The 26,003-nt window shown below is 62.6% G+C and carries 23 protein-coding genes; 11 read left to right on the top strand and 12 right to left on the bottom strand.

Annotated elements, in window-relative coordinates:
• Positions 1-104: 104 nt before the first annotated feature.
• The 4 genes from APH44_RS14460 to APH44_RS14445 form a co-directional block, all read right to left on the bottom strand.
• Complete coding sequence (locus APH44_RS14460) at positions 105-899, bottom strand: substrate-binding domain-containing protein (protein ID WP_054893290.1); 795 nt, start codon at positions 897-899, stop codon at positions 105-107.
• A 208-nt stretch (positions 900-1,107) separates the two neighbouring features.
• A complete protein-coding gene (locus APH44_RS14455; RefSeq protein ID WP_054893289.1) occupies positions 1,108-2,355 on the bottom strand; it encodes an arsenic transporter in 1,248 nt (415 codons plus the stop codon).
• A 7-nt stretch (positions 2,356-2,362) separates the two neighbouring features.
• Positions 2,363-3,607, bottom strand: a complete 1,245-nt coding sequence (locus tag APH44_RS14450) for an MFS transporter (RefSeq protein ID WP_054893288.1) — start codon at positions 3,605-3,607, stop codon at positions 2,363-2,365.
• Positions 3,608-4,031: 424 nt separating this feature from the next.
• Positions 4,032-5,306 (bottom strand): mechanosensitive ion channel family protein, encoded by a 1,275-nt coding sequence (locus APH44_RS14445; protein WP_054893287.1) that lies wholly within the window; start codon positions 5,304-5,306, stop codon positions 4,032-4,034.
• A gap of 140 nt (positions 5,307-5,446) precedes the next feature.
• Here APH44_RS14445 and APH44_RS14440 point away from each other — a divergent pair, with 140 nt between their 5' ends.
• Positions 5,447-6,769, top strand: a complete 1,323-nt coding sequence (locus tag APH44_RS14440; RefSeq protein ID WP_054893286.1) for a DEAD/DEAH box helicase — start codon at positions 5,447-5,449, stop codon at positions 6,767-6,769.
• A gap of 161 nt (positions 6,770-6,930) precedes the next feature.
• On the opposite strand, the gene APH44_RS14435 is transcribed toward APH44_RS14440, so the two are convergent.
• A complete protein-coding gene (locus APH44_RS14435; RefSeq protein WP_054893285.1) occupies positions 6,931-7,203 on the bottom strand; it encodes a hypothetical protein in 273 nt (90 codons plus the stop codon).
• A gap of 330 nt (positions 7,204-7,533) precedes the next feature.
• Between APH44_RS14435 and APH44_RS29755 the strand changes: the two genes are divergently transcribed.
• Both APH44_RS29755 and APH44_RS14430 read left to right on the top strand, forming a co-directional pair.
• Entirely contained in the window at positions 7,534-7,794 is a 261-nt protein-coding gene (locus tag APH44_RS29755) for a hypothetical protein (protein ID WP_156343753.1), read from the top strand.
• 481 nt (positions 7,795-8,275) lie between these two features.
• Positions 8,276-8,584 carry a hypothetical protein gene (locus tag APH44_RS14430; protein WP_054893284.1) on the top strand — a complete coding sequence of 103 codons (309 nt, stop codon included), beginning with the start codon at positions 8,276-8,278 and terminating at the stop codon, positions 8,582-8,584.
• An 84-nt stretch (positions 8,585-8,668) separates the two neighbouring features.
• On the opposite strand, the gene APH44_RS14425 is transcribed toward APH44_RS14430, so the two are convergent.
• Positions 8,669-9,184: an SPOR domain-containing protein gene (locus tag APH44_RS14425; RefSeq protein ID WP_054893283.1), complete on the bottom strand. Its 516-nt coding sequence runs from the start codon at positions 9,182-9,184 to the stop codon at positions 8,669-8,671.
• 421 nt (positions 9,185-9,605) lie between these two features.
• Here APH44_RS14425 and APH44_RS14420 point away from each other — a divergent pair, with 421 nt between their 5' ends.
• The 3 genes from APH44_RS14420 (at position 9,606) to APH44_RS14405 (ending at position 11,679) form a co-directional block, all read left to right on the top strand.
• Positions 9,606-10,010: a hypothetical protein gene (locus APH44_RS14420; RefSeq protein WP_054893282.1), complete on the top strand. Its 405-nt coding sequence runs from the start codon at positions 9,606-9,608 to the stop codon at positions 10,008-10,010.
• Positions 10,011-10,109: 99 nt separating this feature from the next.
• A complete protein-coding gene (locus APH44_RS14415; protein ID WP_054893281.1) occupies positions 10,110-11,036 on the top strand; it encodes a DMT family transporter in 927 nt (308 codons plus the stop codon).
• 397 nt (positions 11,037-11,433) lie between these two features.
• A complete protein-coding gene (locus APH44_RS14405) occupies positions 11,434-11,679 on the top strand; it encodes a DUF3077 domain-containing protein (RefSeq protein ID WP_054893279.1) in 246 nt (81 codons plus the stop codon).
• A 157-nt stretch (positions 11,680-11,836) separates the two neighbouring features.
• Here APH44_RS14405 and APH44_RS14400 read toward each other — a convergent pair whose 3' ends face one another.
• Positions 11,837-13,009: a YbfB/YjiJ family MFS transporter gene (locus APH44_RS14400; RefSeq protein WP_054893278.1), complete on the bottom strand. Its 1,173-nt coding sequence runs from the start codon at positions 13,007-13,009 to the stop codon at positions 11,837-11,839.
• A gap of 106 nt (positions 13,010-13,115) precedes the next feature.
• On the opposite strand from APH44_RS14400, the gene APH44_RS14395 reads away from it, so the two are divergent.
• Both APH44_RS14395 and APH44_RS30380 read left to right on the top strand, forming a co-directional pair.
• Positions 13,116-14,009 carry a LysR family transcriptional regulator gene (locus tag APH44_RS14395; RefSeq protein ID WP_054893277.1) on the top strand — a complete coding sequence of 298 codons (894 nt, stop codon included), beginning with the start codon at positions 13,116-13,118 and terminating at the stop codon, positions 14,007-14,009.
• 124 nt (positions 14,010-14,133) lie between these two features.
• A complete protein-coding gene (locus tag APH44_RS30380; protein ID WP_256093825.1) occupies positions 14,134-14,262 on the top strand; it encodes a PA1414 family protein in 129 nt (42 codons plus the stop codon).
• A gap of 224 nt (positions 14,263-14,486) precedes the next feature.
• On the opposite strand, the gene APH44_RS14390 is transcribed toward APH44_RS30380, so the two are convergent.
• Positions 14,487-15,866, bottom strand: a complete 1,380-nt coding sequence (locus tag APH44_RS14390; protein WP_054893276.1) for a sodium:solute symporter — start codon at positions 15,864-15,866, stop codon at positions 14,487-14,489.
• A 141-nt stretch (positions 15,867-16,007) separates the two neighbouring features.
• Entirely contained in the window at positions 16,008-16,958 is a 951-nt protein-coding gene (gene speB / locus APH44_RS14385) for an agmatinase (protein WP_054893275.1), read from the bottom strand.
• Between the two features lie 227 nt (positions 16,959-17,185).
• Here speB and APH44_RS14380 point away from each other — a divergent pair, with 227 nt between their 5' ends.
• The 3 genes from APH44_RS14380 (at position 17,186) to APH44_RS14370 (ending at position 20,670) form a co-directional block, all read left to right on the top strand.
• Positions 17,186-18,079, top strand: coding sequence for a LysR family transcriptional regulator (locus APH44_RS14380; protein WP_054893274.1), 894 nt, complete (start codon positions 17,186-17,188; stop codon positions 18,077-18,079).
• Between the two features lie 140 nt (positions 18,080-18,219).
• The gene (locus APH44_RS14375; RefSeq protein WP_054893273.1) at positions 18,220-19,785 is read left to right on the top strand and encodes a PAS domain-containing methyl-accepting chemotaxis protein; all 1,566 of its coding nucleotides are present in this window, start codon (positions 18,220-18,222) and stop codon (positions 19,783-19,785) included.
• A 285-nt stretch (positions 19,786-20,070) separates the two neighbouring features.
• Positions 20,071-20,670 carry a tRNA-uridine aminocarboxypropyltransferase gene (locus APH44_RS14370; protein WP_054893272.1) on the top strand — a complete coding sequence of 200 codons (600 nt, stop codon included), beginning with the start codon at positions 20,071-20,073 and terminating at the stop codon, positions 20,668-20,670.
• A gap of 66 nt (positions 20,671-20,736) precedes the next feature.
• On the opposite strand, the gene APH44_RS14365 is transcribed toward APH44_RS14370, so the two are convergent.
• The 3 genes from APH44_RS14365 to APH44_RS14355 all read right to left on the bottom strand — a co-directional run bounded on the left by APH44_RS14365 (position 20,737) and on the right by APH44_RS14355 (position 25,730).
• Positions 20,737-22,092 carry an HlyD family type I secretion periplasmic adaptor subunit gene (locus APH44_RS14365; RefSeq protein WP_054893271.1) on the bottom strand — a complete coding sequence of 452 codons (1,356 nt, stop codon included), beginning with the start codon at positions 22,090-22,092 and terminating at the stop codon, positions 20,737-20,739.
• A gap of 54 nt (positions 22,093-22,146) precedes the next feature.
• The gene (locus tag APH44_RS14360) at positions 22,147-24,282 is read right to left on the bottom strand and encodes a type I secretion system permease/ATPase (RefSeq protein WP_156343755.1); all 2,136 of its coding nucleotides are present in this window, start codon (positions 24,280-24,282) and stop codon (positions 22,147-22,149) included.
• Positions 24,283-24,356: 74 nt separating this feature from the next.
• On the bottom strand, positions 24,357-25,730 hold the full coding sequence (locus tag APH44_RS14355; protein ID WP_054893269.1) for a TolC family outer membrane protein: 1,374 nt from the start codon (positions 25,728-25,730) through the stop codon (positions 24,357-24,359).
• Positions 25,731-26,003: the final 273 nt, after the last annotated feature.

The following is a 26,003-nucleotide window of genomic DNA, read 5'->3' as shown; positions in this document are numbered from 1 at the left end:
TCGTGACGGAATGCTCTCGACCCAAAGCCGACACTCGCGCGGCGAAGGCCGAGGCAAGACCGTCGTGTCTTGCGTAGCCGCGTTGTCAATGTCGGCGCGCGTCGTCAGCTTGCTGCATGGGGTAGCGGCGTCAAGCCACTATCTTTGATCGCTGCGTCGGCTTCTGGTGAGGCCAGGTAATCGAGCAGCGCCTGGGCTGCGGCGTGATGCTGGCTCTTGTTGACGACAGCGCCCGAATACAGGGTCATTTTCTGTGCTTCTGCCGGGATCAGACCAACGATGTCGATACCTTTTACGGGCTTAAGCTCACTGAGCTGTTGAAAGCCGATCTGTGCTTGGCCGCGAGCGATCACTGCGCCTACGGGTTCGGCAGGTATCATGTGAGCCTTGGATTCGAACTGTTCACCAAGCTGCATGCGAGGGAACAGCGTCTTGGAAAGATATACCCCGCTTGCGCTGTCGGAGTAAGCGACAGAGCTGCTATCTTGCAGCACTTTGCGTAAGGTCTGCATGGTGCTTATGTCTGGCTTCGGTTCACCTTTGCGAACGGCCATGGCAATGAAAGATTTTCCGAGATCTGTTCGACTCGTCTTGTCGGCTTGTCCACTGGCGACCAAGTTGTCGAGGGCCGAACCAACCATCAGCACAACATCCGCCTGCTCACCACGAGCGAGTCTGTTCGGGATGGCCTGTGGGGTATCCCCCATCGATGGGGCGGCTAGAATTTCCAGCTTCACGCCATATTTTTTCTCATACGCTGGCGCTACTTCCCGGATGGCGCCCATGATCCCGCCGGAACTCAGAACGGTCAGTGTTTCCTTACCGCCGTGTACAACGTCAGCAGCCGAGCAGGCGAATGAAGTGGTTAAGAGGGTGGCACAGAACAGCATTCGGAACATCGGAGCTTTCTCCACAGGTATACGCGCAAAATCCTACCTGGGCGAAGCTCAAAGTTGTGATTAATCAGCGATTAAGAATGTTTTACTTTCTCCCCACCAATGGCATCTACAGGTAGAAAGTTGACCTTCGTGGATGTGCTGTATTCCCCCCAAAAAATCGTCTGGGACCGCTCGCCGCCATCAAGTTGCCCTTGCACGGGGCCCGACGCTATAGCGCCAGCAGTGCTGCTGCAAGTGCAGGCGGCATCACCAGCACCCCTAGGCGCAAAAAGTTCCAGGCGCTGACATGCGCCCCTTCGCGACGGATCGCCACCAACCACAAAAGGGTGGCCAGTGATCCGGTAATCGACAGGTTCGGCCCCAGGTCGACGCCGATCAGCAGCGCCGCGGTCACCGGCTGCGGCAGGGCCACCAGCGACCCCATGGACCCGGCTATCAATCCAGTCGGCAAGTTGTTCATCAGGTTGCTGGCGATGGCCACGCCCACGCCTCCCACCCAACTCGCCCCGATCGTCGAGTCTGCGGCCAGAGCAGCCAGCCCCTGGGCAAGCTGCACTATCAGGCCGGTCTGGGCGACAGCTTCGACCAGTATGAACAAGCCCGCCACCAACGGCAGCACACCCCACGCTACATGGCGTAGCACCGGCATCGGGCTACGGCGCTGGCGTAAGTGGATCAGTGCTGTGGTTGCCACGCCGGCACAGAAGGTCGGCAGGCCAAGTGCCCGGTCCAGCGCTGAGGCTCCCAGCAGCAGAATTGCCGTGAGCACGATGCCCACTGCGCATAGACGGGCGCCCAGAGACAGCGGCTGGTTATCCACATTCAGAGTCAGCGGTTGGCGGATCTGCCGGCGTTGGGTCAGGCGCAGCACCAGATAGGTCACAGCGATTGCCGCAAGCGATGGCAAACTGAACTGCCTCAGCCACTCCAGTAGCGGGGGCATCTGGCTGCCGAAGACTACCAGATTGGCCGGATTGGAAATCGGCAGCACGAAACTGGCGGCGTTGGCGATGAAGGCGCAGATCAACAGGTAGGGCAAAGGCTCGGCCTTGGCAGCCTTGCACGCCGCATACACCGCAGGAGTCAACACAACCGCTGTTGCATCGTTGGACAGGAACACGGTGACCAGCGTACCCACCAGAAATACCAGGTCGAACAGCCTTTGCCCCGAACCTCGGGCGTGGCGGACCGCGTAGCGGGCCAGCCAGTCGAACAGCCCCTCCTGGCGTGCAAGCTCGGCCAGTACCATCATGCCGATCAGGAAGAGGTACACGTCGCCGCCTTCGGCCACTGCCGCCAGAGCGCTGCGCGGTGTGATCAGGCCCAGGCCTGTCAGTAGCAGCGCACCGCCCATGGCCCAGACGTATTCCGGGATCCGCCAGGGGCGCAGGATGACACCGCAGGTTGCCAGAGCGGCTATCGTCCAGATGATCGAGGCGTTTTCGCTGTAAGGCATGAGGCGTCTAGTTTCCGGCAGGGGTAGGCAGGGGCGATGGCGCGACGCCCGGATGAGTCTCCGGCAGCGCCATCAGCACTATTGCGAAGGCGACCGCGGCAATGCCGGCCAAGGTCAGGAATGCCGCATCGTAGCCGGCTGCTTGAACAACCAGCCCGGCAATCCCAGGGCTGAGCGCAGCGCCCAGTCCGAACACCGCCGTCAGCGCGCCAAGGCTGAAATTGAAGCGCCCGGTGCCTTCGGTCAAGTCCTTGATCACGATCGGGAACAATGCACCGAAGATGCCTGCGCCGATTCCATCGAGCAATTGCACGCCAACCAGCCAGAATGGATTGTCGGACGCCACGTACAGGGCTCCGCGCAGCGGTAGGATGAAAAAGCCGGCCAGAAGGAACGGCCTGCGCCCCCAGGTCTCGGCCTTTGCCCCCACGAGCAGCGCCATCGGCACCATCACCAACTGCGCTGCGACGATGCAGGCGGATGTGAGTGGAGTGGCCAAGCGCAGGTCGACTTGCGATAGCTTCTGGCTCACCAGCGGCAGCATCGCCGCGTTGGCCAAGTGGAACAACGCGCAGCACACAGCGAATACCAAGAGCGTGCGGTTGTGCAGGAGGTCCCTGAACTTGGCAAGGTTTTCAGCACAACCCGGACCATGGACAAGGCCGCGAGCCACCTGGTGGTCGATGGCGGCTGCTGGCACACGCCACATCGCCACGATGCTGGCTACGGTCATGACCGCCATGAGATAGAACACCACCACCGGGCCGAACAGATACGCCAAGCCACCGGCCAGCAATGCTGAGCAGGCATTGCCCGCATGGTTGAACGTCTCGTTGCGACCCACCCTTCGCGTAAAGGCCTTGGGGCCTGTGATGCCCAGCGAGATGGCGGCAATCGCCGGAGCGAACAGCGAGCCTGCTATGGCGCCGATCGTCTGGGTCAAGGCCACTCCGGCGAACGACGAAATCCACGGCAGCAGCAGGCAGCTGCCGGTCACCAGCACGGCGGCGGTCACGACCACCGCGTGTTTGGCTGTCGTGCGGTCAATCAAGGCTCCAGCCGGAGTTTGCGCCACCAGTGCAGCGATGCCTGCCAGGCTCATCACCAGGCCAATGCTCGCCGGCTGCCACTGGTGCACGGCAAGCAGGTAGATGGCGAGGTAGGGCCCGAGTCCGTCACGCACGTCCGCCAGGAAGAAGTTCAGCCAGTCAAGGGCACGGTCGTGCGAAGCGGCGCAGCTTGAGTGTTCCATGGACGCAGTCTCTAAAAACAAGGGGGGAGCGCGATGGGCAGTTACTGGACGCGCGCAGGCCTGATAAAGCAGCTGTCTGATGTCCATCAGTCCAACGCACTTCCTGCACTGTAGGCCAGCGCGCCCCTATCTGTACGCGGCTCTGTCGTTGACATAGGACTTGCTCAAATGGTTCGGCACATGATCGCTCAGCACGCAGATCATTTGCGGTTTAAACGGGGCACCCGATAAGTGCGGCTACGCGTTGCGCAAGCGAGGTACTGGCAGGGAGGCGCGAGCTGCTATGCGGCTTTTAGGTGGAAACCCAAGAATTTGAGCTTCCATTGGTTATCGGATGCGGCTTCTCATTGCAGAGGGCCGCTTTGCGGCCCTTTCGCGGGGCAAGTCGGGGCGCGAACCGCCGCATCCATTGGGGGAGCGCTTTTTAGGCCTCGCTCATGCGCTCAACCCGCGCCGCCAGCCCCGAGCGCATATCGCTACCGCTAGGCTGCTGATACAGACTCAAGCCAAACTCCGGCAACACCGCCAGCAGGTAATCGAAGATATCCCCCTGAATCCGTTCGTACTCGGCCCACACCGTGGTGCGGGTAAAGCAGTAGATCTCCAGCGGCACACCCTCGGCGCTGGTCTGCATCTGGCGGACCATGCAGGTCATGTTCGGGTGCACGTCGGGGTGGTTCTTCAGGTACGCCAGGGCGAAGGCGCGAAAGGTGCCGATGTTGGTCAGCTTGCGGCGGTTGGCCGAGAGTTCGGCGACCAGGCCCTGGGCCTCGTTCCAGTCGTGCAGTTCCTTGCGCTTGGTGGCCAGGTAGTCGCCGAGCAGGCGTACGCCGCCCAGGCGCTGTTCTTCTTCGAGGGTGAGAAAGCGCACGCCGGTGGCGTCGATGAACAGGCTGCGCTTGATGCGACGGCCGCCGGACTGCTGCATGCCGCGGTAGTTGCGGAACGACTCGCTCATCAGGCGCCAGGTGGGGATGGAGACGATGGTCTTGTCGAAGTTCTGCACCTTGACCGTGTGCAGGGTGATGTCGATCACATCACCGTCGGCACCGACCTGGGGCATTTCGATCCAGTCGCCGACGTGGAGCATGTCGTTGCTGGTCAACTGCACGCTGGCAACGAACGACAGCAGGGTGTCCTTGTATACCAACAGCAGCACCGCCGACATCGCACCCAGGCCCGACAGCAGCAACAGCGGCGAGCGGTCGATCAGGGTGGCTACGATGACGATGGCGCTGAACACCCACAGCACCATCTTCGCCAGTTGCACATAGCCCTTGATCGAGCGGGTACGGGCGTGTTCGGTGCGGGCGTAGATGTCCAGCAGGCCGTCGAGCAGGCACGACAGGGCGCGGGTGAGGAACAGCAGGGTGACGGCCAGGGCCAGGTTGCCGAGAAAATGCTGGGCGGTGGCCGAGAGCTCCGGCACCAGTTTCAGGCCGAACTGCAGAATCAGTGACGGCGTGGTCTGCGCCAGGCGGTGGAAGACCTTGTTGTGGCGCAGGTCGTCGAGCCAGCGCAGCGGCGGCTGGCGGGCCAGCAGGCGGGTGCTGTGCAGCAGCAGGAAGCGCGCCAGGCGGCCGACCAGCAGCGAGACCAGCAGCAGGACCAGCACGCCGAGGGAGGCGTGCAGCATTGGGTGTTGGTCGAGGGTGCCCCAGAGGTCCAGGGTGTCGTGCCAGATTCGTTGGATATCCATGTAATCAATGCATTCAGTGGGTCGAACGGAGCGCCATTAGAGCGCGGAAACCGCGAATGTTGCCAAAAGAAATTCGGCTACAGCCGCGGAAAACGTTACCCTATGCAACCGAATTGTCCGCATCTGTCTGAGGTACACCCGTGTTTTCCCAATTCGCCCTGCACGAACGCCTGCTCAAAGCCGTGGCCGAGCTGAAATTTGTCGAGCCGACCCCGGTGCAGGCGGCGGCCATTCCCCTGGCCCTGCAAGGGCGTGACCTGCGGGTCACGGCGCAGACCGGCAGCGGCAAGACCGCAGCCTTCGTGCTGCCGCTGCTCAACCGCCTGGTCGACCTGAGCGGGCCACGGGTCGAGATCCGTGCGCTGATCCTGCTGCCGACCCGCGAGCTGGCGCAGCAAACCCTCAAGCAGGTGCAACTGTTCTCGCAGTTCACCTACATCAAGTCCGGCCTGGTCACCGGCGGTGAAGACTTCAAGGAACAGGCCGCGATGCTGCGCAAGGTGCCGGACGTGCTGATCGGCACCCCAGGTCGCCTGCTTGAGCAGCTCAATGCCGGCAACCTCGACCTCTCCCACGTGCAGGTGATGATCCTCGACGAAGCCGACCGCATGCTCGACATGGGCTTTGCCGAAGATATGGAGCGCCTGTGCAAGGAGTGCGAGAACCGCGAGCAGACCCTGCTGTTCTCCGCCACCACCGGCGGTGCGGCGCTGCGCGACATCATCGGCAAGGTATTGAAAGACCCTGAGCACCTGATGCTCAACAGCGTCTCGCAACTGGCCGAAGGCACCCGTCAGCAGATCATCACTGCCGACCACGACCAGCATAAAGAAGCGATCGTGCAGTGGCTGCTGGCCAACGAGACCTTCGACAAGGCGATCATCTTCACCAACACCCGCGCCCTGGCCGACCGCATTTACGGTCACCTAGTGGCCAAGGATGTGAAGGCTTTCGTCCTGCACGGCGAGAAGGACCAGAAGGACCGCAAGCTGGCCATCGAGCGCTTCAAGCAGGGCAGCTCCAAGGTGCTGGTGGCCACCGACGTTGCGGCCCGTGGCCTGGACATCGACGGCCTGGACCTGGTGATCAACTTCGACATGCCGCGCAGTGGTGACGAGTACGTGCACCGTGTGGGCCGTACCGGCCGTGCCGGTGGCGAAGGCCTGGCGATCTCGCTGATCACCCACAACGACTGGAACCTGATGTCGAGCATCGAGCGCTACCTCAAGCAGCAGTTCGAGCGCCGCGTCATCAAGGAGGTCAAGGGCACCTACAGCGGGCCGAAGAAGGTCAAGGCTTCGGGCAAGGCAGTGGGCGCGAAGAAGAAAAAGGTCGACAAGAAGACCGGCGAGAAGAAGACCGCCGCCAAGCGCAAACCAACCGCCAAGCCGCGCCCGAACGCTCCGCTGGCCAGCTCCGATGGCCTGGCACCGCTGAAGAAGCGGGCGCCCAAGGCGGAGTAACCCCAGCACCTGTCTTGTTCAAAATCTTAAGGCCAGCCCAATCCCCCTGTGGGAGCGGGCTTGCCCGCGAACACGGGCGTAGCCCGTGCCAGGCAGCGCGGTGTCTTTTTCGCGGGCAAGCCCGCTCCTACAAGTGGTATGCGGTGCACGGCAGCTTTGATTCAACCCGCCTTTTGCTCCGCCTCTTTCAACTCCTTCACCCGCTTGTCGATCAGCTGGCATTTGTCTGGCAAGTCCTTGCTTGCCGTCCCCAGCTCCATGCCCTGGAGCTCATCATTTATCTCCTTGGCCTTCTGCGGGTTCTGCTCGGTCAGTTGAGTCACCAGCTTGGCCAGTTCTTCGCGCTTTTGCGTGGCTTCTTCCGGTGTGCAGGCCCAGGCGGGCAGGGCGCAGGACAGGCTGGCGAGCAGGGTGATGCGGCACAGAGTGTTCATGGGCTTGGCCTCATGGCGGGGTTATCCGGTTGAGGTCTGACGGGCGCTGAAAGTTCATACGATCCATGGCCTGTAACGATTCAGCCACAAGGCCTGTCCTTGAGCGTTTGCGCGGTTTTTGGGGCGATGGGGCGCACGCGCAAGGATGGGCCCTCTGTGCGCTGTTTCTGAGTTTCTGCCACGTCCAGGCCCAGGCCGCCTCGCCCGGCGACCAAGACCTGATCCGCGAACGCCAGAACCGTCTGCTCGAAGTAATATATACGGCAACGTAGCTGGTTCTGTATTCTCCGAAGTCGTTGGGGGACAAGTCAGTTCTGTAGGAAATAAAAAGTGAAGCTGGAAAGAGTTGGTTTTTTTTTGATGGCTGTGTTGTTGGTGTATTCTGTATTGTTTTTTCTTGGAGTTGGGGTGTTGGGGCACCTTGTAGGGTCGATTATTGGTTATTATAAGTTTGATTATTGGGTATTTGGTTGGAAGGAGATTCATAAGTCTATTCTTGTTGGCTTGTCTTGCGGGGTTCCAGTCGCTTTAGGGATATGGGTGGAGTCAAAGGTGGCAGCGGTTAAAAAAAGCGCCGCGACTGATTTTTAATTTGTGGTTGTTTTAGGTTTATTTGGAGTTTAGAGGAACCTAACTATAGTGCCGCGAGCGCTCAGATTTTGTAAGTTTTTCAGCCGTATATGGAAAGGAGTCTTGTGGCGGCTAAGAGCCAGCGACGAGTCAAGTGCCGAAGCGTTAATCAATAAAATCTACTTCACGTCGTCTGTAGAAATCGACCAAGGATGAGCAGGGTTTGATTCGTGGTTCTGATTGTGAGCGGTTGTGGCGTGAGGGACGACCTGCGTCATTAATTCACGCCAAAAATTTTAAGTAGTAACCCAGAAATTATCCCTGACCCTCGCGGCGCGCCGGGATGCTTGATTCAATTGGGCCTGATAAAGTCAAAGATTGGTTTCGCCCGCAGAGCTCCGTCGGTTGCTTCAAGTGTCGCCACGCTCGGGGTATGAGCCTTATCGCGATGCGAGAAGCGCCATCACCCTAGCTTTTCATTTCTCAGCAAAGGACGCAAAGAATGGCCCGTTATTTCAAACATTCCGACTCCCAAAAAGTCGAAGAAGTCAGCTCGTTCCAAACCTTTATGGTCATGTTCTTCGGCCCGCTGTATCTCTTTCTCTCCGAACAGCTCAAGCATTTGATGATCTGGATCGCAATCGTGGGGCTGACGCTCACGTTGCAGCCACAGTGGACAGCTCCAGTGTGTCTTGGGCTTCAGCTGTTCTACATGGCCTTCATCCAGAAGATGCTCGCTGCTCGCTACCTGCGCGAAGGCTGGGTCGAAATCAGCGAGGAAGAAGCACGCACTTCGGACGTGATCGGTTGAGCCTCGTCAAAGCATGACCGACTCTTGATCATTCCCCCTGCAAGTTAGCCCGAATGGGCTTACTTTCAGCGGAGGCGCGAATGCTCAGGCTTCTTGCTCCCTCGAGACCGATCGCCACGTCACCAGCCCATCGAGGCCAAGATCTGACTTCAGGTAGTTCAGTGTATTGCGCGCCTGGGCCTTTTCTTCGAACGGGCCGGCGAACAGGTGAGGGGGTTCATCGAGAATTGCAGGAATGTCCATCAGTTCGATCTGCTTGGCGAGACGTTCAAATTCTTCGTCAGTTTCAGCAGTAATGCGTGCTACCCAACCACTGCGGTCTCTCAACGCTATGGGCTCTACTTGCGCTGCGCAGTGCTTGCAGCGTGACGCTGACGCCTTAATGTCCTGTGCGCAGGAGGGGCAAGGGCGCAGATCTTCGTGCACGAGGCCGTCAACGCCGGTTTTTTCTCGTCGTGGCAGTATCAACACGGCGATCAATGCCAGGCCAGGAAAGAAAAAACCGATCGCAATCCATCTTGGCACCGAGCGGCCGCGGCTGTTTGCTGCATAAGCAGTCATCGCCAGGATAACGATCCAGAGCACCAGAAAGAGATTCATTGCAATTCCTTATTTTGATCCTTGAGCGAGACTCCGCGGTTCCAGACGGCGGGTCGCTCAGCGAAATTCCGTTCTGCGGGGGCATTGCGCCACGCTGGCAACGGTCATGACGGGCTTGTTTGAAGCATGTACATGTTCAACCCGCAAGGGTTAGGACCGTGCTTTGTCGCAGCTGGCGCAGCGGTCGGCTATTTCAGCACAGCTCAGATGAGTCGCGTTGATTTGTTTTGCGGTTTCTGGAGACAAGACTTGTCTCGAGTTCGTGGGAGCTGTGAATCCGTGAGCCGGTTTGAACTGCCATAGATGCCTGTTCGCAGGACCAGAGCCGGCTCCAGCCGTGTACTGTCAATGATTTGAACGGACCTCCGACGCTTCCGGTCCCATGCTGTGTACCCACCGTCCACAGCAAGAGGCCACTGCCATGAGCACCTACGACTGGGACCTGATCGAACGCTTGCTGCACGAGGTGCAGAACGGCGCAGGTCAAAGCTTCACGCCACGCCCCTACGCCGAGCAGCATGCTGCGGCGATGGCCGCCAAAGGCCAGCCGGTGGGCGATCTGGATCAGCTGAAAACCCGCGCCTGTGAATACGAAAAGCTGCTGTTCCAGCGCGGCTTCATCGAAAGCCGGCCTGAAGAGGATGGCGGCAACGGTGAAAACTTTGTGCTCACCGAGCGCGGCTCGCGCCTGCTCAGCCTCATCGACAGCGCGATTCCAGGAGCGGACAGCCCACGCTTGAAGCTGGATCAGCAGGCAGATGCGCTGGATGAGTCCACCTTCGATCAGGTCTCAAGCAAGCCGCAGATCACACCAGGTGCGATTTAGGCTGGTATCGGCGGGGCGGGCGCACCGATAATCGGCAATGGATCCATTTTCTGACTGCCGAGCGTTGCCCATGCCCCTGACCCGCTACGAGGCCCGCCCATGAGCGCGGCCCGCAAGAACACCGACGCCTTTGCCCTGCAGGTGATGCTGGGGTTGTGCCTGATCTGGGGCTCCCAGCAGGTGATGATCAAATGGGCGGCCGTGGATATCGCGCCGGTGATGCAGGCGGCGTTTCGCTCCGGTATCGCTGCGGTGCTGGTAGGGCTGCTGATGTGCTGGCGGGGCGGCTGGGCGCAGTTGGGCAGCACCTGGCGCGCGGGTTTGCTGGCCGGGGCGTTGTTCGGGCTGGAGTTTCTGTTCATCGCCGAGGGGCTGAAGCTGACCTCGGCGGCGCATATGTCGGTGTTTCTCTACACGGCCCCAGTGTTCACCGCGCTGGGGCTGCACTTCATGTTGCCCAGCGAGCGTCTGCGTTTGTTGCAGTGGCTGGGGATTGCGCTGGCGTTTGCCGGGATTGCCCTGGCCTTTGCGGGCGGGCTGTCGCTGGATCAACTCGATGGGCGGGTGCTGCTCGGCGATGCCATGGCGGTGCTGGCCGGGCTGATGTGGGGTGCGACCACGGTGGTGGTGCGGGCTTCGCGGCTGTCGGAGGCGCCGGCGACCTTGACGCTGTTCTACCAGCTGATGGTGGGCTTCGTCGGCTTGCTGCTGATGGCGTTGTTCAGCGGGCAGATCGGTGCGGTGTCGTTCACGCCGTTGGCACTGGGCAGCGTGCTGTTCCAGGGGTTGGTGGTGTCGTTCTTCAGTTACCTGACCTGGTTCTGGTTGCTGCGCCAGTACCTGGCGTCGAACCTGGCGGTGTTTTCGTTCATCACGCCGTTGTTCGGGGTGACGTTCGGGGTGCTGTTGCTGGATGAGCCGCTGAGCGTGAACTTCGTGGTGGGGGCGGTGATGGTGCTCGGTGGTGTGGTGCTGGTAAGTGCCGAGCCTTGGGTGCGGCGGCAGTTGCGCCGGGTGGTGGGGTAAGGCGGGCTGTAGCGTGTCTGATTTTTCCTAATTCTCGGGCGCCGGTGTCAGGTTTTGAGTCGTTAGGATCTATCCTACGCGGCTTGCGGAAGCGTCTTAATTGTCGTGGAAATGCGTCAGGGATAACTTCGCCGGGTCGTCCAAACGACAGGGTGTGAGAACCCTAATCACGATAGCGTCCGCTCTGCTATGGCAGCCGTGCGCGGGCAGGTTCGTCCTGACCGGTTCCCCTATCGTGGCCGGGTTCTCACCCCGCGTACGACTGCCACCCAATCCTGTGAGAACGAGCGAGTGGCAGTTCCTGTTTTTCACGATGGGAGTCATGCCATGAAAAAGCTCGTCCCCGATCCACCCCGCCTTACGCACGTTCCCCACACCACAGTGAGGAAACGTGGCCATGACTGATCTATCCGATGGCTACACCACCGCTGGTGTGGCGACTTTCCTGGACATGTACCGCGTACAGCCTGGCATTCCTTTCGAGCGGGTGCTGGAAGAAGTGTCGGTGATCCTTGGCTGTGTCCGGGAGTTGAGCGAGCAGGAACAGGTGAACCCGGTGAGCATCACCGCACTGCACTACCTGAGCGCGATGGCCAAGGCGTTGCTGAACGACCTGGAGGTTGGGCGTAACTCGGTGCATTGAGGCACAGCCCGGCTATGAAACCGCCTCGACCTGTAGGAGCGGGCTTGCCCGCGAAGAAGATATCGCGCTGCCTGGCACGGGCTACGCCCGTGTTCGCAGGCAAGCCGCTCCCACAGGGCCTGGGCTGGTTTCTAGATGTTGAGCAAGACAGCTGCTCCTACACTGTGGTCGCCAGTTGCTCTGCGGCGCGTTGATCCGATCTGCTTGTCGCCACCAGCAACCCGGCGACCCCCAGCCCTGCAGCCGCCAGCAACAGTGCGGGTTGCAGCCCGCCGCTGAAGTGGTTGCTCAGCGCGGCCAGCAAGGGGCCGCTGAGTTGGCCGAGGGCGAAGCAGGCGGTCAGCAGGCCGGCGTTGCGCTGGGTGGCGTGGGGCGCGAGCTCTCGCGAACGCTGCATCACCAATTGCATGCAGGCCAGGAACGGCGCACCGCACAGCAGTACCCCGAGCCCCAGTCCGATACCGCCGCCCAGCAGGCAGGCCAGCACGCCCAAGGCTTGCAGCCAGAGTGTGGCGGTCAGCCAGACGCTGGTGCGACCCGGGCCGCGCAGGCTGACGATCACTACGCCAAGCGCTGCGGCAAGGCCGAAGCCGGGCCAGAACAGGTCGGCAAGCCACTGCCCTTGGAATTGCTGGCTGGCCATCTGCGAGAGGAAGGTGGCGGGCAGGATGTAGCCGATGCCGTACAACGCATAGACCATCGCCAGACGGACGATGCCGCGCTGGCGTGGATGAGCCTGCGCTGCTGCGGTGCTGGGGGCGGGCGTCAGCAGATGGGCGCGCGGCAGCCACGGCAGCACAGCCAGCAGCATCACCAGCGCTGCCACCGAGTACATCAACCACAGCGCCGCCGAGTCGAGGCTGAGCAGGTGCGCACCGAGTGCGAGGAAACCGGTGATGGCGATCCCCACGCCGGGGCCTGCGAACACCAGTGCGCCGAGTCGCGCGCGATCATGGCTGCTGGCCACGTGCTGGCTGAGGCTGGTCAGCATAACCAATGCCCAGGCGCTTGCCACACCGATGCCGAAGCGCAGCAGCAGGTGGCTCCAGAATCCGTTGGCAGCCCAGGAGGCCAGGGTCAGCAGCACGCACAGCCACAGCCCGGCATGCAGGCGCAGGCGCACCTGGTGCGGGTGGCGGGCGAACATGCCGTCCACGGCGCCCAGAAAATAGCCGAGATAGTTGGCAGCGGCCACCAGGCCGCCTGCGGTCAGGTCGAACTGGCCCTCGGCAATCAGGCGGGGCATCTGCGGGGTCAGGGCGAAGCGGCCGATGCCCATGGCCATCATCAGCGCGACGGCACTGGCCATGAGTTGCAGTAAGGGCGACATGGGAAGACTCCTGCGCAGTGGTAAGCGATGGATGGCAGGGTAGGAGTTCTTGACTTTCAATAAAATTGAATAATGATGATCAAGTTGTTCTGTTTTGGAGAATGTCGTGGACTTCAGCCAATTGCGGATCTTCCAGGCCGTCGCCGAGGAGGGTTCAGTGACCCGCGCCGCCGAGCGCCTGCACCGGGTGCCGTCGAACCTGTCGACGCGCCTGCGTCAGCTCGAGGAGCAGCTGGGCGTGGAGTTGTTCCTGCGCGAGCGTCAGCGCTTGCAGCTCTCGCCGGCCGGCAAAGTGTTGCTGGACTATGCGCACAGGCTTTCGGTACTGCGCGATGAAGCCATGGCAGCGGTGCAGGGCGGTCAGCCAGCTGGGGACTTCATCATCGGGACCATGTACAGCACTGCGGCCATCCAGCTTCCGGCGTTGCTTGCGCGCTACCATCAGGCCTATCCGGCAGTGAACCTGCAGGTGCAGGCCGCGCCCAGTGGCGAGTTGTTGCAGGGCCTGCTCGAGCGCCGCCTGGACGCCGCGCTGGTGGATGGCCCGCCGGGGCTGGCCGGGCTCGATGGCGTGCCCTTGTGCGAGGAACGGCTGGTGCTGATCACCAGCCCCGAGCATCCGCCGGTGCACAGCGCGCGTGATGTGGCCGGGCGTTCGGTGTTCACGTTCCGCCAGGGGTGTGCCTACCGCATGCGTCTGGAAGCCTGGTATGCGCACGATCACACGCCAATGGGGCGGGTGATGGAGATCGAGTCGTACCAGGGCATGCTGGCGTGCGTGATCGCGGGGGCGGGGGTGGCGATGATGTCGCAGTCGATGCTCGACAGCCTGCCGGGCCGCGAGCGGGTCAGCGCGCATCCGCTGCAGGCGCCGTTCGATCATGCCGAGACCTGGTTGATGTGGCGCCAGGGCATGTGCGGGGCAAATTTGCAGGCGTGGATCGACCTGCAACAAGGTGAAACAGTAAACCGGCTGTCGGAGTACGGCGTTTCCGCTTGATCTGCGGCAAAATCGCCCATATCTGTAAGGTTAGACGCAGGCGATATACAGAACATGGGACTATGATCTGTATGAAGCATCGCAGGACTGATTTGCCGCAAGGCTGACCCGTGAAGGGGGCACTATGAACAAGCGCATGTACAACTGGCTCCACGACCTTGCCGTCGCCCTTGGCCTGGTACCGCCGCCATTGCAACCGGTACCGATCCCCACCGACGAAGAACAGCGCAAGCGCCAGCCGCGTCGGCGCTGATTAGCGCAGGAAAAAGGCCGCTGCATCCTTGGGGGATGCGGCGGCCTTTTGCGTTTTTGCAGGGGGATCTGTGGTGGGGCTTTCGCAGTGCATGGCACCGGCTTCGCCGGTGATCGCGGGACCAGCCCGCTCCCACAGGGATTGGGCTGACCTTTAGATTTTGAACAAGACAGCTGCTTCCACAGGGTAGGGGCGGGCTGGTCCGGGGATTTTCTGCCCTGGAATCAGGCCAGGTTCACCGCCGCTGCCGGTTTACGCGACATCAGGCTGACCACGACAAAGCTCACCAGGCCCACCGCCAGGCTGTAGTAGATCGGCGAGTTGGCATCCAGGCCGTCCTTGAACATGAAGAACAGCGCGGTGGCAAAGCCCAGCGACATGCTGGCGATTGCGCCTGGAGTGGTGGCGCGTTTCCAGAAGATCGCCCCGATCAGCGGGATCAGCATGCCACCGACCAGCAGGTTGTAGGCCAGGGTGAGGGCACTGATCACATCGTTCACCGCCAGGGCGATCACCAGCACGGCCACGCCAGTGAGCAGGGTGAACAGGCGGTTCACGCCCAGGCTCGAGCGCTTGCCACCACGCAGCTTGGGCAGCAGGTCTTCGGTCAGGGTGGTGGACGCCGCCAGCAGGCCGGCGCTTGCGGTCGACATCATCGCCGCCAGTGCCGCCGCCATCAGCAGGCCACGGATGCCGTCGGGCAGGGTGGTCTTGATCATTTCGGCGAAGGCGTTGTTCGGGTTGGCCAGGTCTGGCATCAGCACGTGGGCGGCCATGCCGATCAGCGCGCAGGCCAGGCCGTAGATCACGCAGTACACGCCTGCGGCGGTGCCAGCGCGCTGGCAGACTTTCTCGTCACGTGCGGTGAACACACGCTGCCAGATGTCCTGGCCGATCAGGATGCCGAAGAAGTAGATCAGGAAGTAGGTGATGATGGTGTCCCAGCCGATGGTGGTGAGCTGGAAGCTCGCCGCCGGCAGCTTGGCCACCAGTGCATCCCAGCCACCGGCCTTGTACAGGCACACCGGCAGGAGGATGAACATCAGGCCCACGGTTTTGATGACGAACTGCACGATGTCGGTGAGGGTCAGCGACCACATGCCGCCGATGGTCGAGTAGACCACCACCACGCCACCGCCGAACAGCAAGGCCATCCAGAACGGCACATCGAGCAGCACTTGCAGCACGGTGCCCATGGCCAGCGTGGAGACCACGCCGATCATCAGCGCGTAGGCCAGCATGATCACTGCACTGGCCTGGCGCGCCATCGGGTTGTAGCGGCGCTCCAGGACCTGGGTCACGGTGAAGATGCGCAGGCGCAGCAGCGGTTTGGCGAGGAACAGGTTCAGGGCGATGATGCCCAGGCCCAGGGCCGCGCACAGCCAGAAACCGGAAATACCGTGGACATAGCCCAGGCGCACGGTGCCGACGGTGGATGCACCGCCGAGCACGGTGGTGGCCATGGTGCCCATGTAGAGGGTCGGGCCGAGATTGCGTCCGGCGACCAGGTAGTCTTCGTGGGTCTTCGCACGCCGCATGCCGTACCAGCCAAGCCCGAGCATGCCAGCGGCGTAGATCAGTACAACAATGATGTCCAAGGCCATGGGTGTCTCCGATTATCTTTATTATGCGAGATCGATCGCTCGGACGCTCTCACCGCGTCCGGCGCTCCTCATCGAGTGTTGGCGGGCCTCTATGGCCCTGTCCCACGGCTCCTGCCTGGGTATTGCAGGTGTTTCAGGTGATCAGCGACGCACTACGCCGGGAAGCACGCAGAGCATTTCGAACAACAGGTTGGCGCCCAGCAGCGAGGTGTTGCCGGTGGTGTCGTACGGTGGCGAGACCTCGACCAGGTCGCAGCCGATCAGGTCCAGGCCGTGGCAACCGCGGATGATTTCCATCGCCTGGATGGTGGTCAGGCCGCCGATTTCCGGGGTGCCGGTGCCTGGCGCCCAGGCCGGGTCGATGCCGTCGATGTCGAACGACAGGTACACCGGGCCACCGCCGACCTTCTCGCGCACTTCGGCCATCAGCGGCTCCAGCGATTTGTGCCAGCACTCTTCGGCCTGCACCACGCGGAAGCCCTGGCGGCGGCTCCAGTTGAAGTCGTCGGCGGTATAGCCCTGGGCGCGCAGGCCGATCTGCACCACGCGGTCGCAGTCCAGCAGGCCTTCCTCGACGGCGCGGCGGAAGGTGGTGCCGTGGGCGATCTTCTCGCCGAACATATGATCGTTGACGTCGGCGTGGGCGTCGATGTGCACCAGGCCGATCTTGCCGTGCTTTTTATGCAGGGCGCGCAGGATCGGCAGGGTGATGGTGTGGTCGCCACCCAGGGTCATGGGGATGACGTTGTGTTCGACGATCTCGTCGTAGGCTTCTTCGATGATGCGTACGGCGTCGAGCAGGTTGAAGGTGTTGATCGCCACGTCACCGATGTCGGCGACCGACAGCGAGTCGAACGGGGCGGCGCCGGTGGCCATGTTGTACGGGCGGATCATCACCGATTCGGCGCGGATCTGCCGCGGGCCGAAGCGGGTACCGGAGCGCAGCGAGGTGCCGATGTCCAGCGGCACGCCGATGAAGGCGGCGTCCAGGCCTTCGGCGCTTTGCAGGTGGGGGAGGCGGAGCATGGTGGCGATGCCGCCGAAACGCGGCATTTCGTTGCCGCCCAGTGGTTGGTGGAGAATCTTGTCCACGGTGGGCCTCATCAGTCGGTCGATTGTTCTGTTTGTTCGAACCTGTGTCGCGGCACGCTCGGCAAGCGCGAAGGCGCCGGCGACCAGGGACATTTCGGCCAAGTCTGCGCAAGGTAGTGCGCCGGAAGAATCGCTACCGACAAATACTTACTTCAGGAATTTCTGAACTATCGCGACGAAGGCGCGGTAGACTCTGACGGATTTCCACTCTGCGGAACCTGTGCGCCATGGCCTCATCGCTGCCCGACCTGAAACTGCTGCGCATCTTCGTCAGCGTGGTGCGTCACCAAGGTTTCGCCAACGCCCAGCGTGACCTCAACCTTTCCACGTCGGCCATCAGCACCTACATGAGCCAGCTGGAAAGTGCCCTGGGCCTGGTGCTGTGCCACCGCGGCCGTGGTGGTTTCAGCCTGACCAGCAAGGGTGAGCTGTTCCACCAGGAGACCTTGCGCCTGCTGGGCGAGCTCGATGGTTTCGAGCAATACGCTGCGGCGCTCAAGGGTGAGCTGCGCGGCACCCTCAACCTGGGGGTGATCGACTCCACCGTCGGCGATCGCGCGCTGCCCCTGGCCGAGGCGATCGGCGCCTACAGCCAGGAGCACCCGGCCGTGCACTTGCACCTGTCGGTTTCCAGCCCTTACGAGCTGCAGCTGGGTGTGCAGGACAACCGCCTGGACCTGGCCATCGGCGCCTTCTCTTCGCGCATGAGCGGCCTGGTGTACCAGCCGTTGTACCGCGAGCAGCACTGGCTGTACTGCAGCAGCCGCCACCCGCTGTTCAACGAGCGGCGCATTCCGGCGCAGGTCATCACCCAGCAGCGTATGGTCGGCCGGGGTTACTGGAGCCAGGCGGAGCTGGCCCGTCACGGCTTCAAGCACAGCGCCGCGACCGTGGAAAGCATGGAGGCGCAGCTGATCCTGATCCTGTCCGGTGCCTACATCGGTTACCTGCCCGAGCACTATGCCCAGGCCTGGGCCGACAAAGGTGATCTGCGTGTCTTATCGCCGTCTACCTTCGGCTATCAGGCGCCATTTTCTTTGATCATCCGGCGTGGGCGCAGCCGCGAACCGTTGATCCAGACCTTCCGCGACCTGCTCAAGTCGCAATTGAATGTGGGCTGATCGGCGTTGCCGGAAACACATTCCGTCAGGTCGGGAACTTTTCTTACAAATGCTGATCTCGCACGTGAAAAAGCTCTGCTAAACCTTTACTTGCTTTGATGAAATTTCCCCCTCGTCTACACAAGCAAGGACCGCCCGAGATGCGCACGAACCTGCCCGTAACCGAGCATGAAAGAACGTTCTCCAGCGAGCAGCGGTTGATTTCCACCACCGACCTGAACAGCCGGATCACCTACTGCAACGATGCGTTCGTGGCAATCAGCGGATTCACCTACGACGAGTTGGTGGGGCAGCCGCACAACCTGGTGCGCCATCCCGACATGCCGCCGTCGGTGTTCGGCCATATGTGGGAAACCATCAAGCAGGGCAAGCCGTGGATGGGGGTGGTGAAGAACCGCGCCAAGAACGGCGACTTCTACTGGGTCAGCGCCTATGTCACGGCGGTCTACGAGAACGGCCGCATCAGTGGCTACGAATCGGTGCGTTCGGTGCCGACTCGCGAACAGATTCGTCGTGCCGAAGCGTTGTACGCACGCCTGCGGGCCGAACGCTCGCCAGTGCCCTGGGCCGCGCGGCTGGCGCATGGCCTGGGGACTGGCTGGCCACTGGTGGGTGCCGGGCTGATTGCGGCGGCAGGCTACCTGTGGCTACCGCCCTATGCGGCGCTGGGCCTGCTGATGGTCAGCCTGTTCAGTGCCTGGTACCTGATCGAACACCGGCAGAACCAGGCCATCCGCCGGACCTTGGCCGAGCATCCCAAGGCTTTCACCAGCCCGCTGGTCGCCCTGACCTACAGTGACAACCCCGGCTTGCGCGGCCAACTCGACCTGGCGATTATCAGCGAAGAGGCACGCCTGCAGAGCGCGCTCACGCGGCTGGTGGACGCCGGCGTTGGCGTCAAGTCACGGGCCGCACAGTCAGCGGAACTGTCTGATGCCCAGGCGCAGATGCTCGACCGACAGCGCAGCGAAACCGACCAGTCGGCCACCGCCATCGCGCAGATGGCGGCAACCATCCAGCAGGTCACCCATAACGTGCAGAGCACTGCCCATGCGGCCGGCGATGCCGACCAGCTGGCGCAGCAGGGCAGTGACCTGGCCCAGCAGAGCCTGCGGGCCATGGGCAGCATGAGCGAGGCGGTGAACGACATCGGCCAGGCGGTCAATGCCCTGGCCGAGCAGACCCAATCGATCGGCAGTGTGGTGGATGTGATCACCTCGATCGCCGAGCAGACCAACCTGCTGGCGCTCAATGCCGCAATCGAAGCGGCGCGCGCCGGGGAGCAGGGCAGGGGGTTTGCGGTGGTGGCCGACGAGGTGCGCTCGCTGGCCCAGCGCACTCGCACCTCCACCGAGGAAATCCACCAGATCATCGCCTCGCTGCGTGCCGGTGCCGAGCGCGCGGTGAGCAGCGCCAGCCGCGGCGAGCAGATTTCCCGTGACAGCGTGCACAGCGTCGAGGCGGTGCAGTCGGCACTGGCTGGCATCGTCCAGGCGGTGAGCCGCATCACCGGGATGAGCCAGCAGATGGCGACCGCGTCCGAGCAGCAGAGCCACGTGGCGGAGGATATCAACCAGCAGATCGTGCGCATCGCCCACCTGTGCGACGAAAGCGCCGGGCAGGCGAAGCAGGGCGCCGAGATCAGCCAGGACCTGGAGCGGATGGCGGAGTACCTGCATAGCCTGGCGGAGCGGTTCAATCGTTAGAGGGGAATGGCGACGCCGACAAACCTGCTCCTGCCAGGCACTGCGATCTGCTGTAGCAGCCCCTGCATCCTGTGTAGCTGCACAGATCCTGGGGCCGCTGCTCGGCCCATCGCGGGACGAGCCCGCTCCCACAGGACAGCGCCGCATTCGAGGCGCGTGGTGCTGTCCTGTGGGGGCGGCGGTTCGGCGTCCTGACTTGTCCCGCGAATGGCCCGCAAGGCGGGCCCCGATTTCCGGCATATAGCCCCGGCATATGGCAAAATCCCTCCGCCAACGGAGACCCCCATGCCCAGACCTCGCTGCGAGCGCTGCCAGCGCCCGCTCGCCCATTGCCTCTGCCCACTGATCCCATCAATAGACAGCCGCACCCGCGTGGTCCTGCTGCAGCACCCCAGTGAAACCAGCCACGCCCTGAACACCGCCCGCCTGGCGGCTTTGGGGCTGCGCAATGCCGAACTGTTGATTGCTGAGGTCTTCGAGGATCTGCCCGCATTGCTGGCCACTCCCGGCTATCGTCCGGTGCTGCTGTTCCCGGGCGAGCAGGCCGAGGTGGTGTCGGCCTATGGCGAAGGCGATGCGTTGCCGTTGCTGCTGATCGTCCCAGACGGGACCTGGCGCAAGGCACGCAAGTTGCTGTACCTCAACCCGCTGCTGGAGGGGTTGCCGCGGGTGACGCTCGGCCAGGTCCAGCCCTCGCGCTACCGACTGCGCAAGGCGCCGGAGGCAGGTGCGGTGTCGACCATCGAAGCGGTGGTGCAGGCGCTGAATGTGTTGGAGCAGCCCGCGAATTTCGATGAATTGCTCAGGCCGTTCGAGGCATTGATCGAAGGGCAGATCAGCGCCATGGGGGCTGAGACCTTTGCTCGGAATCATGGGGAAGGATGACAGAGTGGTGGTGGCCTTTTCGCGGGCAAGCCCGCTCCCACAAGGCCACCACCCATCCCACGGCCCTCACCGCTCACGCATCGCCTCGGTCCTGGCCTTCATCACCGGCTTGAGCAGGTAATCCAGCACGCTCTTCTGCCCGGTGATGATGTCCACCGTCGCGGTCATCCCCGGGATGATCAGCAGCGGCTTGTTGTCCCCGCCCAAATGGTTTTTCTCGGTGCGCACCTGGATCAGGTAGAACGCATTGCCCTTGTCGTCGGTGACGGTGTCGGCACTGATCAGCTCGAGCGTGGCCTTGAGCCCGCCATAGATGGTGTAGTCGTAGGCACTGAACTTGACCATCGCCACCTGCCCCGGATGCAGAAACGCCACGTCCTGCGGGCGCACCTTGGCTTCGATCAGCAGGTTGTCCTCGATCGGTACGATCTCCACCAGGTCGCTGCCGGGCTGGACCACGCCGCCGATGGTGTTGACCTTGAGCAGCTTGACGATGCCCCGTACCGGCGACACCACGGTGGTGCGGTTGACCCGGTCGTCGATGGCGATGCTGGTGGCGGTGATCTTCGACAGTTCCGTGCGCTTGTCGTTGAGCTCCTTGGCGGCGTCCGAGCGAAAACTTGCATCGGACTCCTGGATCTTGCTGCGAATCTCGGCGATGGCCGCTTCGGCGCGGGGGATGGCCAGGTTGGTCGCGTTCAGTTGGCCGCGGGCTTCGACGCTGCGTTGCTTGAGGCGCAGGATCTCCACCGGCGAAATGGCGCCCTTGCTCACCAAGGGTGACGACATGTCCAGCTCCTGCTGCAGCAGGCCAACGGCCGAACGGTACTGCTCGACCTTGGAGCGGAATTCGGCGAGTTCCTGGGTCTTCTGCCGCAGTTGTTCGTTGAGTGTCTGCTTCTCGCTGGCGAGCCGGCGCTGGCGTGATTGATAGAGGGCGATTTCGTCTTCGGCCACCTGCGGTGCCTTGGCGCGGACTTCTTCCGATAGCGCGAAGGGTCGCCCTTCGGCTTCGGCCGACAGGCGCTCGACCTGTGCGGTCAGGGCATAACGGTCGGCTTCGCTCTCGCCCTTGTTCGACTTGAAACGGGTGTCGTCCAGGCGCAGCAGGGTGGCGCCCTTGTCGACCATCTGCCCTTCGCGCACGAAGATCTCGGTGACGATGCCGCCTTCGAGGTTCTGGATCACCTGCACCTTGCTCGAGGGGATGGCCTTGCCTTCGCCGACCGTGACCTCGTCGAGCACGGCGAACTTGGCCCAGACCAGGGCCACCAGCAACAGCGCTGCTGCCAGCCACACCGTGATGCGCGACAGGCGCGGCGAGTCCTGCAGGGTGGCACCTGCCAGCTCCGGCATGTAGTCGCGCTCGGCATGCTTGTCGGCGCCGGAGAGCTGGCTGCGCACACTATGGCTGAGGGGCATGTCTACCTCCGATGAAAACCACGGTGCCTGTGGCAGCGCCGTCCTTCACGTCGTTTACAGGGCTGCGCCGATACGGCCTTTGCGCAGGGCGTCGATCACCGCGTCCTTCGGCCCGTCGGCCACCACCTTGCCGTTGTCCAGTACCACCAGCCGATCCACCAGGCTGAGCATCGAGCTGCGGTGGGTGACCAGCAGCAGGGTCTTGCCGGGCACCCAGGCCAGCAGGCGTTGGCGCAGTTGGTCTTCGCTGCTGTTGTCCATGTGGCTGGTGGGTTCGTCGAGGATCAGGATCGGCGGCTCCAGCAACAGTGCACGGGCCAGCAGGACGGCCTGGCGCTGGCCGCCGGAGAGCAATTGGCCGCGCTCGCCCAGCGGGCGGTCGAAGCCCTGCGGGTGTTGGCGGGCCAGTTCGCTGACACCGGTCAGCTCGGCGACTTCGAGCATGCGCGCATCGCTGACGTGGCGTGCGCCCAGGGTCAGGTTGTCGCGCAGGCTGCCTGCCAGCAGGGGCATGTCGTGGGCGACATAGCCAAGCTGATTGCGCAGGTCGGCGATATCCAGCTGGCGCAGGTCGAGGTTGTCCAGCAGTACCTGGCCTTCGTCAGGGTGGTGAAACCCCATCAACAATCGCCCGAGCGTGCTCTTGCCCGAACCGCTGCGACCGATGATGCCGATGCGCTCGCCGGGCTTGATCGACAGGTTGATATCGTTCAGTGCCGCGGCGACCTGACCGGGATAGCGGAACGTCACGTGGCTGATGCCCAGGCCGCCTTGCAGCACCGTATGCTCCAGCGCCTGCTGACCGGGTTGGCGCTCCTGTGGCAAGCTCATCAGTGCGTCGGTGCTGCGCATGGTCAGTTGTGCTTGTTGGTAACGGGTGATCAGCCCGGCGATCTGGCCCAGCGGCGCCAGCACCCGGCTGCCGAGCATGTAGCAGGCGACCAGCGCGCCCACGCTGAGGCTGCCGGCGATGATCGAATAGACCCCCGCGACGATGGTGGCCATGCCGCAGAACTGCTGGATGAACAGCGTGCCGTTGCTGGCCAGGGCCGACAGGTTGCGGGCATGGGCGTCGAGACGGGCGATGGCGCCGTTGGTGTGTTCCCACTGGTATTGGCGTTCGCTTTCGGCGCCACAGGCCTTGAGGGTTTCCAGGCCGCCAAGGGTTTCGATCAGCAAGGCCTGGCGCACGGCGCCGAGGCTCAGGCTTTTCTGCACCGTGTCGCGCAGGCGTATCTGGATGAACAACGCCACGCCCACCGCCAGGGGGAAGGCGACCAGCGGGATAACCACCAGCCAGCCGCCGAGCAGGCCGATGACCAGCAACATCAGCACCACGAAGGGCAGGTCGATGATGCTGGTCAGGGTCACGGCGGTGAGGAATTCGCGCAGGCCCTGGAAGTCGTGGATGCTCTGGGCGAAGCCGCCGATGCTGGCCGGACGCGCTTTCATGGCCATGCCGGTGATGCGTTCGAACAGCGTGGCCGACAGGATCAGGTCGGTCTTCTTGCCGGCCTGGTCCAGCAGGTGCGCGCGGACCATGCGCAGCACCAATTCGAAGGCGGTACCGATGAACAGGCCGATGACTAGCACCCACAGGGTCGAGAGGGCCTGGTTGGGCACCACGCGGTCGTAGGTCTGCATCACGAACAGCGGCACCATCAGCCCGAGCAGGTTGATCAGAAGGCTGGCCAGCAGGGCATCGCTGTATAGCCAGCGCGAATGCTTGAGGGTGTCGCGAAACCAGGCTTCGACCCTTGGCAGCAATGGCGTACGCAGGTCTTCGAGGGTATGTCGCGGGCGGGCGAACAGGGCTTGCCCGCTGTAGGCCTGCTCCAGCGCCTGGCGCTCGACCCATTGCTCGCCACCGTCGGCCTCGCACGGCAGGATCAGCGCCCGTCCATCTTCGCTCCAGCGTTGCAGCACGGCGCTGCGTCCATCGCCGAGCAGCAACAGTACCGGCAGGTTCAGTGTATTGATGGCGCTCAGTTCGCGGCGCAGTACGCGTGCCTGCAGGCCGGCGCGGGCGGCTGCGCGGGGCAATAGTTCGAGGCTCAGGCGCTGGTCGGCCAGCGGCAGGCCGGCGCACAGGCTGGCACGGCTGGCCGGGCACCCATGAACCTTGCACAGGATCAGCAGGCCATCGAGCAACGGATCATCCGCAGCCAGGGTGGGCTGCGTGCTTTGCATACTGGTCACGATGGCCTACTCCTGCCGCGCTGGACGGGAAGCGGCCGTGGCGTTGCCAGGCCGCGTTGCAGGACCTAACGCATGTCGGGCAACTGCGCCTCATTGCGTACGTCGGTCTTGGCGATGGCTTCCGGTGGCAGCGAGATGCGCTGCTTGCTCAGCAACTCGCCCATGGTCGCCAGCACCCGGTACATGGAAAACTCTTCGGTGTAGCGCACCTCGGTGTAGCGGCGGTTGGCGTTGTACAGCTCGTTCTCGCTGTCGAGCACGTCAAGCAGGGTGCGCTGGCCCAGGCCGAACTGGTCCTGGTAGGCACCGCGTACGCGTTGAGTGGTCTCGGCGTATTCGCGGGCGCTAGGGGTCTGCTTGCGCGCGTTGTTCATGGCGTTCCAGGCCAGGCTCAGGTTCTCGGTGAGCTCGCGCAGGGCATTGTTGCGGATGTCCATGGCCTGGTTGATCTTGTGCGCATCGGACTGCAAGCGCGCCTTGTCGCTGCCGCCACGGAACAGGTTGTAGCTGAGCTCGACGCCGGCCTGCCAGTCGTTGTTGCTGTGGCCGCGCTCGCCGCCCAGGTTGTTGTTGGCGCCGGTGGCCAGCACTGCGTCCAGGCGCGGGTAGAACGGCGACTTGGCCACTTCGTACTGTTTCTCCGCCGCGTTGACATCGGCCTGGGCGGACTTGAGGTACGGGTTGTTCTCGCGCATGCCCTGGCGGGCTTCGTCGAGGGTGCTGGGCATCTGGATCTTGATCGAGGTCGGCGTTTCCAGTTCGTCGGGCTGGCGACCGATGACGCTGTAGAAGTTGGCCTCGGCGTCGGCCAGGTCGACCTCGGCGGTGTCCAGGTTGTTTTCCGCCAGGGCGCGACGGGCGCGGGACTGGTCGAGGTCGGCGGTGCTGCCGACACCGCGTTCGCTGCGCAGGCCGATCTGGTCGTTGACGCGCAGGTGCGCCTGCAGGTTGTTCTTGGCCAGGGTTACCAGCTCACGGCGCTTGAGTACTTCCAGGTACACCTCGATGGCACGCAGGGCGACATCCTGGGCGATGGCCTGGGTGTAATACGCGCGCGAGGTGGCCACCGATTCGGTACGCCCGACTTCGTTGGCGGTGTTGAAGCCGTCGAAGATCATTTGCCGCAGGCGCAGTTCGGACTGTGTGTAGTTGAGGGTTTCCTTGTTGTGATTGCGCGTGCCGTCGGGGTTGATGCCCCGCGTATTGAGGTTGTCCGAGCGCTGACGGCCATAGCCGGCCACCAGGTCGACGGTGGGGAAGTAGCCTCCGCGCGCGAACTTCACATCCTCATCGGCCGACAGCTTGCTGTTGCGATTGGAGCTGATCTGAGGGTGGTAGTCCACGGCGCTCTGGACAGCCTCGGTGATCGACATCGCCTGAGCGTTGGCACAGGCCATGGCCAACAGAATCGCACTGGTGATGGGGGTTAACACGCGCATGGGGTACTTCTCCCTGGTCTTTAAAAAGATCCTGCTATTCGCCAAAAAAATGACGAAAAATTGAGTTGAAACCGTTTCAGGTTTGTAACAACAGAGCTAAGAACATTTAACGGGCGAGCTAAGAAGATTTTTTCATAAGGTCTATGCGAAAAAAAACTTATGCGGTCTAAGCAAACCGAGACATTGTTCTATTCAAGCGCTCGGGTAAATCGGCTGCAGTACCTGATTTCCGGGCTTCTGAGAAAGTTCCAGATTTTTTGCAGCTAAGGACCC

The organism is Pseudomonas sp. NBRC 111143, from assembly GCF_001320965.1.
Classification (GTDB): domain Bacteria; phylum Pseudomonadota; class Gammaproteobacteria; order Pseudomonadales; family Pseudomonadaceae; genus Aquipseudomonas; species Aquipseudomonas machongensis.
Note: the sequence above shows the minus strand (reverse complement) of the source record. Positions and strands in the feature narration are given on the sequence as shown.